General features: G+C 45.1%; 12 protein-coding genes and 2 pseudogenes. 9 read left to right on the top strand and 5 right to left on the bottom strand.

The features are described from left to right. The first annotated feature begins 38 nt into the window (after nt 1-38). Complete coding sequence (gene yddG / locus ONZ52_RS14130) at nt 39-974, top strand: aromatic amino acid exporter YddG (protein ID WP_265219328.1); 936 nt, start codon at nt 39-41, stop codon at nt 972-974. A gap of 52 nt (nt 975-1,026) precedes the next feature. Here the strand turns inward: yddG and ONZ52_RS14125 are convergent, their stop codons facing one another. Further along, nucleotides 1,027-2,265 (bottom strand): pyridoxal-phosphate-dependent aminotransferase family protein, encoded by a 1,239-nt coding sequence (locus tag ONZ52_RS14125; protein ID WP_265219327.1) that lies wholly within the window; start codon nt 2,263-2,265, stop codon nt 1,027-1,029. 298 nt (nt 2,266-2,563) lie between these two features. Here ONZ52_RS14125 and ONZ52_RS14120 point away from each other — a divergent pair, with 298 nt between their 5' ends. After that, the gene (locus ONZ52_RS14120) at nt 2,564-3,001 is read left to right on the top strand and encodes a DUF3010 family protein (protein WP_265219326.1); all 438 of its coding nucleotides are present in this window, start codon (nt 2,564-2,566) and stop codon (nt 2,999-3,001) included. A 112-nt stretch (nt 3,002-3,113) separates the two neighbouring features. On the opposite strand, the gene ONZ52_RS14115 is transcribed toward ONZ52_RS14120, so the two are convergent. After that, a complete protein-coding gene (locus tag ONZ52_RS14115; RefSeq protein WP_265219325.1) occupies nt 3,114-4,007 on the bottom strand; it encodes a LysR family transcriptional regulator in 894 nt (297 codons plus the stop codon). 117 nt (nt 4,008-4,124) lie between these two features. Here ONZ52_RS14115 and ONZ52_RS14110 point away from each other — a divergent pair, with 117 nt between their 5' ends. After that, nucleotides 4,125-4,928, top strand: coding sequence for an oxidoreductase (locus ONZ52_RS14110; protein ID WP_321160326.1), 804 nt, complete (start codon nt 4,125-4,127; stop codon nt 4,926-4,928). A gap of 17 nt (nt 4,929-4,945) precedes the next feature. Here the strand turns inward: ONZ52_RS14110 and ONZ52_RS14105 are convergent, their stop codons facing one another. Then, nucleotides 4,946-5,176 carry a hypothetical protein gene (locus ONZ52_RS14105; RefSeq protein WP_265219324.1) on the bottom strand — a complete coding sequence of 77 codons (231 nt, stop codon included), beginning with the start codon at nt 5,174-5,176 and terminating at the stop codon, nt 4,946-4,948. 451 nt (nt 5,177-5,627) lie between these two features. On the opposite strand from ONZ52_RS14105, the gene ONZ52_RS24785 reads away from it, so the two are divergent. Continuing rightward, on the top strand, nt 5,628-6,845 hold the full coding sequence (locus ONZ52_RS24785; RefSeq protein WP_321160325.1) for a methyl-accepting chemotaxis protein: 1,218 nt from the start codon (nt 5,628-5,630) through the stop codon (nt 6,843-6,845). A gap of 274 nt (nt 6,846-7,119) precedes the next feature. Here the strand turns inward: ONZ52_RS24785 and ONZ52_RS14090 are convergent, their stop codons facing one another. Continuing rightward, nucleotides 7,120-7,692: a GNAT family N-acetyltransferase gene (locus tag ONZ52_RS14090; RefSeq protein ID WP_265219321.1), complete on the bottom strand. Its 573-nt coding sequence runs from the start codon at nt 7,690-7,692 to the stop codon at nt 7,120-7,122. Nucleotides 7,693-8,182: 490 nt separating this feature from the next. Beyond that, complete coding sequence (locus ONZ52_RS14085) at nt 8,183-9,076, bottom strand: DMT family transporter (RefSeq protein WP_265219320.1); 894 nt, start codon at nt 9,074-9,076, stop codon at nt 8,183-8,185. A 138-nt stretch (nt 9,077-9,214) separates the two neighbouring features. On the opposite strand from ONZ52_RS14085, the gene ONZ52_RS14080 reads away from it, so the two are divergent. From ONZ52_RS14080 to ONZ52_RS14060, 5 genes and pseudogenes are all read left to right on the top strand, one after another. Then, on the top strand, nt 9,215-9,544 hold the full coding sequence (locus ONZ52_RS14080) for an HAD-IIB family hydrolase (protein ID WP_265219318.1): 330 nt from the start codon (nt 9,215-9,217) through the stop codon (nt 9,542-9,544). Beyond that, a complete protein-coding gene (locus ONZ52_RS14075) occupies nt 9,501-10,037 on the top strand; it encodes an HAD-IIB family hydrolase (RefSeq protein ID WP_265219316.1) in 537 nt (178 codons plus the stop codon). The genes ONZ52_RS14080 and ONZ52_RS14075 overlap by 44 nt, the downstream gene beginning before the upstream one ends. Before the next feature lie 52 nt (nt 10,038-10,089). Next, nucleotides 10,090-11,318: pseudogene (locus ONZ52_RS14070) on the top strand (glycosyltransferase family protein). A 123-nt stretch (nt 11,319-11,441) separates the two neighbouring features. Further along, nucleotides 11,442-13,179: pseudogene (locus ONZ52_RS14065) on the top strand (alpha-amylase family glycosyl hydrolase); the annotation flags it as partial. A gap of 155 nt (nt 13,180-13,334) precedes the next feature. Then, nucleotides 13,335-13,979: an ABC transporter substrate-binding protein gene (locus ONZ52_RS14060; protein ID WP_265219315.1), complete on the top strand. Its 645-nt coding sequence runs from the start codon at nt 13,335-13,337 to the stop codon at nt 13,977-13,979. Nucleotide 13,980 lies beyond the last annotated feature (1 nt).

The following is a 13,980-nucleotide window of genomic DNA, read 5'->3' as shown; positions in this document are numbered from 1 at the left end:
TGTTTATTAGACTAGGACAGGTTTCAGGAAACAACAAGATGACCGCACATAATACACAAGCCACTCTCATTGGCAGCATCGCCATCATGCTATGGAGCAGCCTTGCGCTCTTCACCACGCAAGCCAACTCAGTGCCGCCACTATTGTTGTTGGCCCTTACATTTGGTGTTGCCAGCTTACTCTTTTTTATCGTGTATCTATTTAAAGGTGAAATAAAAAGTTCTTGGAGGCAAACACCGAAAAACGCCATATTAATGGGGGGACTCGGCTTTTATTTTTACCATTTTTGCTATTTTTACGCATTTCAACACGCACCTCCAGTAGAGGCGGGACTCATTGCTTACCTTTGGCCGTTGCTGATTGTCTTAATGGCAGGCATGACAAAAGGCAATATTCTGTCATGGACACACTTAGTCGGTGCAGTGGTCGCGTTTATTGGTACCGGCATCATGTTACAATCAAAGGCACAAGTCTTAACCACAGACAACAGCACAGCTTACCATTGGACAGGATACGCTGCCGCCTTCGCCTGTGCGTTTATTTGGTCGAGCTATTCCGTTGCGAATCGACGCTATCAAGATGTTCCTTCCAGCGCTGTACTCTGGTATTGCCTCATCACCACACTATTAGCAAGCGCATCCCATCTTGCAATAGAAACACACAACTGGACCACCGCAGCCTCTTTTCCAGCCTCCACATGGATTGCCATTTTAGGACTCGGCTTTGGCCCTGTTGGTATCGCGTTTTTTTGTTGGGATTTTGGGGTAAAAAAAGGCAACTTATCCTTGCTTGGCGTCTTGTCTTATACCGCTCCTGCCCTATCCACTGCTTGGCTTGGGCTTTTCACCGAAGCACAACTCACCACAGGACAAATCATCGCCTGCCTATTCATTACCGCAGGGGCATTATTTGCCAGCTTAATGCCAAACAAAAAAATGCCCTTGGTCCCTGAAAAGGAAGCCAAAGGCATCTGAATAAAAGGCGCTTTTTATTATAAAGCGCCTGATGTTTTTACCACTTTTTTCACTAAGCAACGTGAACCTGATAAGCGTTACGTGGAATCTTTTGCAAGTACGCCTCCATTTCCGCCATGCCATTGGGTTGATCAACTTTTACACCCAAATCACGCATGGTACTGCCCAACGCATGCAAGGTGCGGAACAAGTTATGCTCGCGACATTGCTCACCCATCTGCCCAATACGCACGATAGGCTGGCCAAAAGAGTCCGCGATTTCAACGCGGTACATTTCGGATATGTGTCGACAAATTTTAGGGGCTGTTAACCCTTGCGGTATGTTAATACCCACCACAGAATTCAAACGCGATGCTGGCGGAATAAACAACTCTAATCCCATGCCTTCAATGCCTGCTTGCAAGGCTTTTGAACAACGCAAATGACGCGAAAAACGATGCTCTAATGTTTCATCGCACACCAATTTTAATGCCTCATGCAACGCCATGATGCCAGATACGGGTGCCGTATAATGATAGCCATCGTTGTGCCAAAAATTCTCGGCTAACTGCGCATCAAAACACCATTGTGCAGTGGGTTTGGTACGACTTTTTACTGCGGCCCAAGCTTCATTAGAAAACACCAACAAGGACACACCAGGGATAGACGACAAGCCTTTTTGGCCACCCGTAATCACCACATCCACTTGCCATGCATCCATTTTTAACGGCATAGTGCTGAGTGTACAAACAGCGTCTACCACCACCAAACAACCATAAGATTTAGCGATCTTAGTGATGTCTTCTAATGTATGGTTAAACACCGTATTCGACGTTTCGCCTTGCACCAGCGTTAATACTTTTGGACGTGTTTCCTCAATGGCTTTACGAACACGCTCTGGGTCCGCCGCTTCATGGTTCCCTACATGCAACTCATGCACGTCAGCACCAATACGTGTTGCCATTTCTGCCATGCGATGACTAAAGAAGCCATTATTAATGCATAAAATACGCTCGCCTGGTTGCAACAAATTGGCCACCGCCATCTCCATCGCCGCTGACGCTGGCCCCGCGACGCCAAGCACCCATTTAGACTCAGTTTGAAACACATAACGCGCCATTGTTTTAACTTGGCCAATCACCTGTGCCATCACACTGCCTAGGTGGTTAATGACCACCGAGTTGGCCTTGGCGACACGTTCAGGAATAGGCACAGGGCCTGCGCCCATCATTAACAAAGGTTCATGAGGAAGAATTTCGTCTAAAGATTTCACCTGGGGACGAGGAATACCCATTGGCGATGAAGCAGTCATTTTATGCAGCCTAATTGATCAAAGTTGAAAAAAACACATCTAGAGTAAAAAGCCTGTTTTCACGTTTTTACAGTAGAAAATGTCGAGAAAATGATTTTTACAAAATAATATTTTGAAATAGTACATTATTCATTGTGATAATAAGAGACGGCAAAATGAAAAGAGTGTAATAAACCACAAGCTTTCACTTTCGCCTTACATCTGACGTGTTTCCTTTTCAACAAGCAGTATTTTTTACTCTGCGAGAAGAGAATAAAGTATGCGATAATGCGCGAAATTCCCTATTCAGGATCTCGTTATGATTACTTGTGGTATCGAAATCAAAGGCAGCGAAGTGATTCTTTGCCTTCTGTCTAAACAAGACGGATTGTTTCAAATCGCCGACTGTCGCCAAACTCGACACACACTGAACAACCCAAACGACAGCGAAAGCGTGCGTAAATTTCAGTTTTTACTGAAAAAGCTATTTGAAGATTACAAAGTAAAAAGAGCCGTGATTCGCGAACGCCCAACCAAAGGCAAATTTGCTGGCGGCTCGGTGGGCTTTAAAATCGAAGCAATAATTCAACTGATCGACACCGTTCAAGTGGATTTATTCAGCGGAGCCAAAGTGAAGGACATCTTGCAACACAACCCGATGCCTATTCCTTTTAAAGCAACGGGATTACGTGCATTTCAAGAAAGCGCTTTCACCGTAGCTTATGCCGCACTTTCAGAGCACATTCCTGAAGCGTAAGTCGTTAGATTTCGCAATAAAAAAACTGACGCCATGAATGGCGTCCGTTTTTTAATATTCCAATGCTTAAAGCAAAGACACAATAGAGCCACAACTCGGGGCTGCTTATAACTCATTCTTTATTCATATCTTTTATAAAATCAATAAAAGTTCGTAAGGGTGTAGGCACCAATCTTCGACCAGAGTAATACAAATACGGCCCACTAAAAGACAACCACCACGTTTCAAGAATAGGTTCAAGTTGCCCTGAATCAAAATAAGGTTGCAGCCATTCCTCAAACAAATAAATAACCCCCGTGCCAGCAACCGCAGCATCGACAGCAAGATCAACAGCACTACCTATATTAACCACTAAAGGACCTGACACCTTTATGTCTATCGTGTCATTATCTTTCTCAAATTCCCAAGTGTTGGCTACCCCTGATCGAAACCGACCGGTTAAACAAGGATAATTTAATAGGTCACGAGGATGAGTTGGTCGGCCTAATCTATCTAGCAATTTAGGTGAAGCTGCTAACGCATACCGTTGTTGACGTGGGCCGATAGGTACGGCGATCATATCCTGCTCGAGTCGCTCGTCATAACGAATACCGGCATCGAAACCTGCATCAATAATATTGACAACGTTACTCTCCGCTGTCACTTCCAGTTCAATATCAGGATAGGCCTCCAAAAATGCAGGGACAATAGCTGGTAATATTAATTTTACGGCACTAACAGGTACGTTAAGACGAAGTTTACCTGCAGGTTTATCTCGATATAGGTTGACCATATCTAACGCAGAATCAAATTCACTCATAATAGGGTTCATACGTTCTAACAACACCATACCCACTTCAGTAAGAACAACACTGCGAGTATTGCGATGAAACAATCTTACCCCCAATTCCCCTTCTAAGCGTCGTATGGCATCACTTAAACGTGAAGCACTTATATTTTCTACTCTCGCAGCCTCTCGAAAACCGCCGGCTCTGGCGACAGCAACAAATGCCGTAATGTCATTCATAGATGATTTCATTGTTCTAAATCTCGCACAATATGTACAAATTAAACATGATTGTCGCACAAATTAATGGGACCTAGAATAGATCACCTATCCAACAGCTCACACAGGAAAATCATCATGGTTAACATTCAACAAGCTGGTACATTTAAACTTGGTAATAAAGCAATCAACCGAATGGGTTACGGCGCTATGCAATTGGCAGGCGCCGGCGTTTTTGGTCCACCTAAAGATAAAAAAGAAGCCATTGCTGTCCTTCAAGCCGCCATAGAAAGTGGTGTTAACCATATCGACACCTCCGATTTTTACGGCCCACATATTACGAACCAAATCATTCGTGAGGCATTACACCCTTATGCTAAAGAACTATCATTAGTGACTAAAGTTGGTGCTCGTCGCAATGAAAAAGGGGATTGGTTGCCAGCTTTTTCAAAGCCTGAACTGATTCAAGCCGTGCATGATAATCTAACCAACCTTGGCATAGAACAAATCGAGGTAGTCAACCTGCGAGCTATGTTTGATGTACATGGCCCAGCTGAAGGCTCGATAGCAGAACCATTATCCATACTGGCCGAGTTGCAAAAAGAAGGCTTAATAAATCACTTAGGCGTCAGTAATGTTACCGCCACACAAATCGAGGAAGCGCGCCGTATTACTCCTATTGTTTGTGTACAGAACCAATACAATTTGGTTCATAGAAGAGACGATACACTTATTGATCTGCTTGCAAAAGAAGGTATTGCCTATGTACCTTTCTTTCCACTTGGCGGCTTCACGCCGCTACAATCTTCCATTTTAGAAGAGGTTGCCACATCGCTAAATGCCACAGTAATGCAAGTCGCTTTGGCTTGGTTGCTTCAGCGTTCAGCGAATATTTTATTAATCCCGGAACATCTTCAGCTAAGCATCTACAACAAAACTTAGCCGCAGCGGAATTGATCTTACCAAGTGAAGCCATTACCAAATTGAATAACATTGCCGTTAGTATCTAAAAAAATCTGAATTTTGGTAAAATAAAACGACTCATCTATCTCTAGATGAATCGTTTTATGTTCAGACTCACTTACCAATGCTGATTCGTATTTTAGTCGTTGAGCGGACAGCGCTAATTGAATGCATTCATTACCTTGAGAGTGATGACGTATATCACCATTAGGAGGAAGTTGTGGCATCGTCAGACTAAAAAAACGACCAAATATAAATACTATTTTTTCATGGCTCTACACTCGGAAAATTTATCACCACTATAATTTTTATTGCCAACTACGCTACTTCCTTGACACGACAGCCTTATAGAGGTGAGTGGCTTGGTAATACTTGCCCTTGTTAACAGCCCTATTGGTAACATCAAACTTACCTGTCGCTTTATCGCTGCAGCCATGTCACACTTTCTTACTTTGGCTATCTCAAATTCCCCCTTAAAAACAGCAAGCATAAAGTTGCGTTGGAAGGGGGAATTATTTTCTGCAGATGATATTGTTTTTTTAAGGATCTGACGACATGAGAACCGAGCGATACCTTTGCACCGTAAGGGTATTTTTATACACCTTAACTTAAATAGTTAAATAAAGATTCAACATCCGGTTCAGCCTGCCTATTGTTGAGTTTGATTGGAGTTTCTTAATGTTTAATGGTCACCTCAAAAAAGAACACGAAGCACAACTTAAAGAGTTGGCGATTCTGCGCCAGCTAGCTAACCAGATGGATCAGGGGATGCTGTGCATTACCTTAAATGCCGACTTCCGAATCACGGCCGTCAATCAAGACTTTGCGAACGCACTCGGCTTCAAGCAAGAGCAGCTCGTAGGAAAATTATTATCAGAAATTGTGCCGCCTTACGTTTCGAAACTACCCTGTTTTCGAAACTTTAATGACGCCGTAGCAAAGTTCAAACCCGTCAGTGACAATTACCGCTACTGTCGAGTAGACAGCACTCTTGCTTGGATAAATATTCAGTGGATTCCGGTACGAGGAGAAGATGGCACGCTCGCCTTCATAAAGGGTTATGGTCGCGATGTAACACAAGAAATAGTCAGCGCAAAAGAAAGCGAGTCTTTCATTAATGCATTGATCCGTTCGACCGCGGTTATCCAATTCAACCTAGATGGCACTGTCATCACTGCAAACGAGCAGTTTCTACAGGCTATGGGGTACCGGTTAGATCAACTCATCGGTAAACACCACCGTATATTTTGCACCACTGAAGAAAGTGCTTCGCCAGAATACGCTAACTTTTGGAAAAAATTAAATAACGGCGTTTATGTGGCGGACCGTTTTAAACGCATCGATAGTAAAGGCGCCGATGTGTGGCTAGAGGCAACGTATAACCCCGTCTATGACGCCGAGGGCAACCTCACTAAAATCGTAAAATTTGCGAGCGTCATCACCGATCAAGTGGCACGAGAAACGCAGGTAAGAGAAGGCGCAAGCGTTGCCTATGATGTGTCACAACAAACGGACATAAGTGCCAAAAAAGGTGCGATCGTCGTACAACAAACTGTCGAAACCATGCAACAGATAGCTGCACAAATGCAGACAGCGACCGAAAGCATTGAGGCTCTGGGCAAGCAGTCCTTACAAATCAACGCCATCGTGCAAACCATCGGGGGCATTGCAGAGCAGACAAACTTGCTGGCACTAAACGCGGCTATTGAGGCCGCCAGAGCCGGAGAGCAGGGTCGAGGATTCGCAGTTGTGGCTGATGAAGTACGAAAATTGGCGGCACGTACCAGTTCCGCTACCGAAGAGATTGTGGGCGTAGTGAAGAAAAACCAAGGGCTATCAGATGACGTCATGCGCCAAATGCTCAACTCTCAAGAAAGTAGCTCCAAGAAGGTTTAGAACTAGCAAACCAGTCAGGTACTGTCATTGTAGAGATTCAAGAAGGTGCCAAACAGGTGGTACACGCGGTAGGCCGCTTTGCCAACGAATTAAAATAGAGAAAACAGTGCTCTTGTGGAGTCAGACGAAAAATACTATTTTTTATCTGACTCCACGCTCGGGGAATTTATCACCACAGTTATTTTCATTGCCAACTACGCTGTTCCCTTGATATGACTGCCTTCTAAAGATGAGTGGCTTATTAAATACGGAAAACGAGTCAACCTCACCGATATTACTCATCCACGTTTTTCATTATCTTCTCAAACCGAAACATCTCATCATCTTCCTCATCAGGAATTTGGCGTGAATCCTGATGAGGGTCTGGATGGTATCGGTTATAAAAATCGACAATCTTGAAACCGCATCGGTTTACGTAAAAATGAATATTTCTTTTCTCAAAGTAGGGAGTCACCGTTTCCCAGACTTTGGTAAACGGAAATTCTTGTTCAATTGCTTTCCAAGCCTTCAACCCCAAACCTCGACTTTGTTGGCTGGTCGCAATGAAGAAAAGTGATAAGTTATTCCGACCGCTGATGGGGTCTATTACCAAAACAGCGCCACCAACACGTTGCTCGTCTTCCATGATCCAGTAAGTCACGGCCCCCGTGGCGTTGAATGACTTTTCAATATCGTCATCAGAGGGAATCGGCTCTTCAAGCGGATGCCCAAAATCAGCTTCTGCCGCCACACGGAAAGAATCCTGCAACGCCAATTTAAACTCGGTGAGACTGCTCGGCTCAGCTGTGACAAGCTTTATTTTTTGGATCACTTCTCGTTCTTGCACCACTCTACCCTCAACAGACATCAAATAATCTTTAGAAATTTAACACCACACTGACGGCATTGCCAACTACGTTATTTCCTTGATACGACTGCCTTCTAGAGGTGCTAGAGGTGGATGAATAGTCAACCCAATATTTAATTGCCTTAAAAACATAGTCAGTTAATTTCTCAGTTGTTCCATCTGTAAAAGTAACAATAAAACTTGGGCTTTCTTGATGCAGTTCTTTCTGTTCTTTTGATTTGCCGTTAATAAATCAAACGCCTAAAAGTTGGAAGCCTGAGCAACAGCCAAAGCGGCGTTTTTATCCATTTTTTGGGAGAGCTAAAATATTAACCCTGCTCCATAAGTTGGGGAGTCCAATTATCTTATCATGCCCAACGGGTGATGGCGGCAGCTGTAAGGAGCAAAGCGAACGCGCCTAGGACGAAGTCAAACGACACTATAAAAAAGCGATCAATTTTCAAACACAAGCCTGTCGATTATGGCGCGCCGCAGAAAAAACGCACCAAAACTAGGCATTTCTGCGTACTCTGTTTCTGGCAAGGATGACTAATAACACGCCACCTAGGACGCCTAATGTGGCGATGATTAAGTGTAAGGTGATGGATTCATTGGCAAAAAATACGCCGCCAATAGTGGCGATGATGGGGACTAAGAGTTGTAAAACAGCAGCACTAGAAGCACTAAGATAAGGCAAGACAGCGTACCAAATGGCATAGCCGAGTCCAGACATGATCGCGCCCGAGGTGATGGCGAGGATAATGCCTTTAAGTTGGGCACTTTGCGCAGGTTCAGTGCTGATATACACAATCAGCAAGTTAACCAGCAACATAGGAAGGGTTCGAACGAAGTTTGACGTGGTGGCAAACAGCGGCTTAGTTGATACCTTGCCTCGCCATGTGTACACCCCCCATGCTATGCCCGCTAACGTCATTAAAACAAAGCCCAATACAGAAGGTGACGACAAGGTCGGAAGCACTAAATAAATAAAGCCTGCAAAGGCGATCATCAGCCCTAACCATTCTAACCAAACCAGCTGCTGCCCTGCCCTAATAGCCAATGAGATCAAAGTCAGTTGCACAGCACCAAAGAGGATCAAAGCGCCCATTCCAGTCGATAAAGTAACGTAGGCATAGGAAAACCCTAACGCGTAAATAAACAGCGCAAGCGCCGATAACCAACTCCCCTCTAGCCAGGCGGTTTTCAAATCACCACGCGGCTTTGTTAGCGACGACAAGACACAGAGTAAGACCAAGGTCACAGCACCACTCAGCAGGCGCCAAGCGGTGAATTGCGTCGGATCGATCAGACCGCCGTTAAGCGCAAGACGGCACAATACCGAGTTGGCAGCGAAGGCCAACAAAGCCAGAATCACCAAGACACATAACCGTAGCAAACTTGTCATATAGTTGTTTATTAGCCCAGTTAGTCTTGGGCATGTACCTCCTAAGTAAAGCACCACTGTTACGCACTGGCACCAGATTTGCAAGACTATGACTAACGTCCACCAGTGGTATCTTGATGGACCCAAGAAGGAATCGATATGACAACGCTTTTAATTTTTACCGATTTGGATGGCACCTTACTCGATCATCACACCTACAGTTTTCAGCCTGCGCAAGCGGCTATGCAGTCTTTAAAGACCTTTTCTATTCCCTGTGTGATCAATACCAGCAAGACGTTTATGGAGCTTGTGGCACTGAGAAAAGCACTCAATCACCAAGACCCGTTTATCGTAGAAAACGGGGCTGCCGTATACATCCCGAAGCATTTAACGCTCACGGTGAACGAGACGTTAGAAGATTGTGGCGATTACTGGCGCAAGTCATTTGGACCAACACGAGCCGAGCCTCATCGCGTTGACGAACGATAAGCAAGATCAATACACCTTTAAACGTTTTAGTGACATGACGTGGCAAGAGCTGGTTGCTCTGACCGGATTAAACGAAACCAACGCCAAACTTGCCATGCAGCGTGAATTTACTGAGCCGATGGTGTGGACAGATTCCAATCTTGCGTTGCGTATTTTCCGCGACGATCTTGCCAAGTTTGATGTGCAAGTGCAAAAAGGTGGCCGTTTTGCGCATTTAATGGGAAAAAACTGCGACAAAGCCAACGCCATGCAATGGCTAAAAACTGTATACGCCGAGCAAAGCGATGAAGAGATTACGACCATGGCGCTAGGCGATGGCGAGAACGATGTCGGCATGTTGAGTAAAGCCGATATCCCTGTGGTGATTCGCTCACCAGTTCATGCTCCGCCAGAAATCCCCAACCGCAGCGATGCGTGGTTGAGCGATGCCTACGGTCCAGAAGGATGGGCGCAAGCCATCAATTTAGCATTAACTAAGCAAGGTATTTTGTAGATCCAGACACAAAAATAATACCAATAGTCATTTTGAAACTAGGAGAAATAACATGGGCGATTTTCACCAAAACGGTATCATCACCACACTTCACAATCTGGCACACCGCCCGTTAGAAGAAATGGAAAAAGAACTGTGTGAGTTCGCAAAAACGCGGCCCATGTCACTTATCCTACCGTGTCTGTATTCCGAGCTGGAAACAGACGCCATGCCGAATATTCTCAAGCATTTACAGCAAGTGCCTTATTTGTCTGAAATCGTGATCGGATTGGACCGCGCCACGGAAGAACAATACCGACATGCGCTTGAGTTTTTCAGTGTGTTACCGCAAAACGTCAAGGTACTATGGAACGATGGCCCACGTTTAAGAGAAATCGATAACGTCTTAAAGGGCGAACATCTTTCTCCTTCGGATCCGGGCAAAGGCCGCAATGTCTGGTTTTGTATGGGTTATAACCTAGCCGCTGGTCAAGCTGAATCCATCGCCATGCACGACTGTGATATTGTCACTTACGACAGAGAACTGCTGGCGCGACTGATTTACCCCGTTGCCAATCCAAATTTTAACTACGAATTCTGCAAGGGTTTTTATGCTCGTGCCGCCAATGGCAAGATGAACGGCCGCGTCAGCCGTTTACTGGTTACACCACTGCTATGCTCCCTCAAAAAGTCTTCGGCCATCTAGATTATCTGGATTACTTAGACAGCTACCGTTATCCACTAGCGGGGGAGTTTTCGTTCCGTCGTGATGTGATGACAGACCTTCGCATTCCGAGTGATTGGGGTTTGGAAATTGGTGTACTCAGTGAAATGTACCGCAACTACTCGACCAACCGTTTATGTCAGGTCGATATTGCCGACATTTACGATCATAAACACCAAGACCTATCGGCCGACAACGACGATGGCGGTTTATCAAAAATGTCCATCGACATTACCAAAGCCATTTTCAGAAAGCTCGCGACCAATGGCACTATTTTCAATCAAGAAACCTTCCGTACCATCAAGGCCACCTATTATCGTGTTGCGCTGGATTTCATTGAAACCTATAAAAACGATGCGGAAATAAATGGTCTAAAATTAGATGTTCATACCGAAGAACAAGCGGTTGAATTGTTTGCCAGTAATATCATGAAAGCGGGCAACCAATATTTAGATAACCCAATGGAAACGCCCTTTATTCCAAGCTGGAACCGTGTTGTCAGTGCGTTTCCGGGTGTGATGAGCCAACTCGCCCAAGCAGTTGAATTGGATATGGCCCAATACGGGCCGAAAAAATAACGCACTATAAAAATAGCCCCTGCAAAACGGTGGCTCTAAAAAAATTCGCCCAGTCAACGTAAAGCGTCGTCCTTGTCGACGCCTTTACGTGGTTTTCACTCAACGAGACATAAGTAGGTAACCATGGAAAATGCGCCTTTATCGCCCTTAGAGCAGCGAATCATTGCTCATTTACACGTCATTTACCCGAACTTAGATCACAAAGAGGCTCGCTCAGAAATGCCTAACCACCTTTCAACTCGATCCCGCGACGGAATCCCCTCGCCCCCATAGAAACCTGTGGGATCAGTCAGACATCATGCTGATTACCTACGCGGATACCTTACGAAGAAAAGAAGAAGCACCACTGGAAACACTGCACCAGTTCGTAAAAAGCACGTTATCGGATTGTATTTCTGCGGTGCATTTATTGCCTTTTTTCCCCTACAGCTCAGACGATGGTTTTAGTGTGATGGACTACACCACCGTTAACCCATCCTGTGGACGCTGGGCCAATATTGTCAACTTATCAAAAGACTTTAAGGTAATGGGAGATCTGGTGATTAACCACTGCTCCAGCCGAAGCATGTGGTTTGAAAATTACAAAGCGGGTGTTGATCCCGGCTCACGCTTTTTTTATGAGGCCGACCCGAATGCGGACTTAAGTGCCGTTGTTCGACCCAGAACTTCGCCACTGCTGAGAGAAGTGCAAACTAAAAATGGCACCAAGCATGTTTGGTGTACCTTTAGTCATGATCAAATAGATTTGAATTTCGAAAACCCAGACGTGCTGTTGGAGTTTTTGCGCATTATTCATTTGTACCTTGAGAAAGGCATCCGTTGGTTTCGTTTAGACGCTGTGGCTTTCTTATGGAAGATTCCCGGTACCAGCTGCATCAACTTACCGCAGACTCACGAAATGATTCGTCTGTTGCGCTTACTGATTGAACATTATGCACCAGAAGCCGTTATCATCACCGAAACCAACATACCGAATCAGGAAAACTTAACCTACTTCGGCAACGCCAACGAAGCCCATTTGATCTACAACTTTTCTTTACCTCCGCTGTTAATCAATAGCTTGGTGACAGGCAATTGCCGCCATTTAAAACAATGGCTAATGAGCATGACCCCAGCCCAACAAGGCACAACGTACCTCAACTTTATTGCTTCCCACGACGGTATTGGCCTGCGCCCAACGGAAGGTTTGCTGACTGAATGGGAACTAGAAACGCTGATCAATACCATGAAGCGTTTTGGTGGCAAAATTAGCTCTCGTACCACGCCACAAGGGGAAGCCAAACCCTATGAAATTAATATCAGTCTATGGAATGCGTTGTCAGGTTCAGCACAACAAGGACCTGATCAATGGCAGTTTGCCCGTTTTCTGTGTGCCGCTGGTGTGATGATGGCGTTAGAAGGCGTCCCCGCCTTTTACATTCACAGCTTGTTTGGCACCGAAAACGATGTAGAACGTGTCGAAAATACAGGACAATTCCGCTCCATTAATCGACATATTTGGGATATGGAAGATTTAGAACATGTGTTAAACACGCCAACGCATCATCAAAAAGTCTTCCAGAATGTCACTAAGTTAACCAAAATTCGCCGTGCTCAACCAGCTTTTCACCCCAATGCCACTCAATATGTATTACACATGGGAGAAAACCTATTCGCTTTCTGGCGCCAAAGTTTGGACCGAAGACAAAGCCTGTTTGCCGTGTATAACATGACTGACCAGCCGCAAAGCTTTAATCTATCAGAACTCAATCTCATTGCCACCGATGATTGGACAGATCTCGTCTCAGAACAAGTATACGAAGATCATTTAGGCAAGGTAACGCTCATGCCTTACCAATTCGTTTGGCTTGCCAATAAAAAAGGGAAAAATCAAAGACAATTAATTTTGTTTCACATTGAGCAACACATCGTGCCAGCTTATGGTCAAGAAACTCAGCATTAAAGATGAGACAATGATAACCATTATCATAACTTGATAATGGTTATTTTTATTTCAGGACATAGGTAATTGTGAACATGATGAATTTACGGAAAATACTCGCTGTTGGCACCTTGCTGGCTTTCAGCCAACTCAATACAGCCGCAACGTCTTCACCAACGGCAGCCATCTTCGATCTTGGCAGCTTAGACACCATGGCGGCGCTTGGATTAGAGGCTCATGTGGTTGGCGTCCCGAAACAAACACTGCCGGATTATTTAACGCAATTTAAAGACGCACGCTATACTGATGTTGGCGGCTTAAAGACGCCAGACATGGAGACCCTAAAAGCCTTAAGCCCAGATATTGTTGTGATCACCGGTCGCCAAGCCGCCAGCAAAGCCGAACTGGCAACCGTTAGTACGGTGAAACAAGTGGACGCTTCTAGTGATGATTACTGGCAAAGCTTACGTAACAACGTGACCTCACTGGCAGCCTTATTTGATGCAAAAGCCTCAGCAGACACGGCCCTTGCTGCGTTGAACACAAGCATAGAAACCAGCAAAATGGCGATAGAAGGGGCACCCACTGTACTGTTTGTCACCCATAATAATGGTTCTTTTGGATTACGCGATGAACCCATTGCAACCCAGCTATTGGGCTTAACAACGTCCCCCCTTCCGGCCCAAGTGAAGCCTCAACAACGTGGCACTCGGACCTTTACCTCGCTTACCGTAAGCTGAT

This window comes from Marinomonas rhodophyticola (genome assembly GCF_026113935.1).
Classification (GTDB): domain Bacteria; phylum Pseudomonadota; class Gammaproteobacteria; order Pseudomonadales; family Marinomonadaceae; genus Marinomonas; species Marinomonas rhodophyticola.
The sequence above is the reverse complement of the archived record's forward strand: the minus strand, read 5'-3'. Positions and strand labels throughout refer to the sequence as shown.

Coding starts and splice junctions, on each gene's coding strand:
- yddG (WP_265219328.1), top strand. CDS start 39: ATGACCGCACATAATACACAAGCCACTCTCATTGGCAGCATCGCCATC.
- ONZ52_RS14125 (WP_265219327.1), bottom strand. CDS start 2,265: ATGACTGCTTCATCGCCAATGGGTATTCCTCGTCCCCAGGTGAAATCT.
- ONZ52_RS14120 (WP_265219326.1), top strand. CDS start 2,564: ATGATTACTTGTGGTATCGAAATCAAAGGCAGCGAAGTGATTCTTTGC.
- ONZ52_RS14115 (WP_265219325.1), bottom strand. CDS start 4,007: ATGAATGACATTACGGCATTTGTTGCTGTCGCCAGAGCCGGCGGTTTT.
- ONZ52_RS14110 (WP_321160326.1), top strand. CDS start 4,125: ATGGTTAACATTCAACAAGCTGGTACATTTAAACTTGGTAATAAAGCA.
- ONZ52_RS14105 (WP_265219324.1), bottom strand. CDS start 5,176: ATGCCACAACTTCCTCCTAATGGTGATATACGTCATCACTCTCAAGGT.
- ONZ52_RS24785 (WP_321160325.1), top strand. CDS start 5,628: ATGTTTAATGGTCACCTCAAAAAAGAACACGAAGCACAACTTAAAGAG.
- ONZ52_RS14090 (WP_265219321.1), bottom strand. CDS start 7,692: ATGTCTGTTGAGGGTAGAGTGGTGCAAGAACGAGAAGTGATCCAAAAA.
- ONZ52_RS14085 (WP_265219320.1), bottom strand. CDS start 9,076: ATGACAAGTTTGCTACGGTTATGTGTCTTGGTGATTCTGGCTTTGTTG.
- ONZ52_RS14080 (WP_265219318.1), top strand. CDS start 9,215: ATGACAACGCTTTTAATTTTTACCGATTTGGATGGCACCTTACTCGAT.
- ONZ52_RS14060 (WP_265219315.1), top strand. CDS start 13,335: ATGATGAATTTACGGAAAATACTCGCTGTTGGCACCTTGCTGGCTTTC.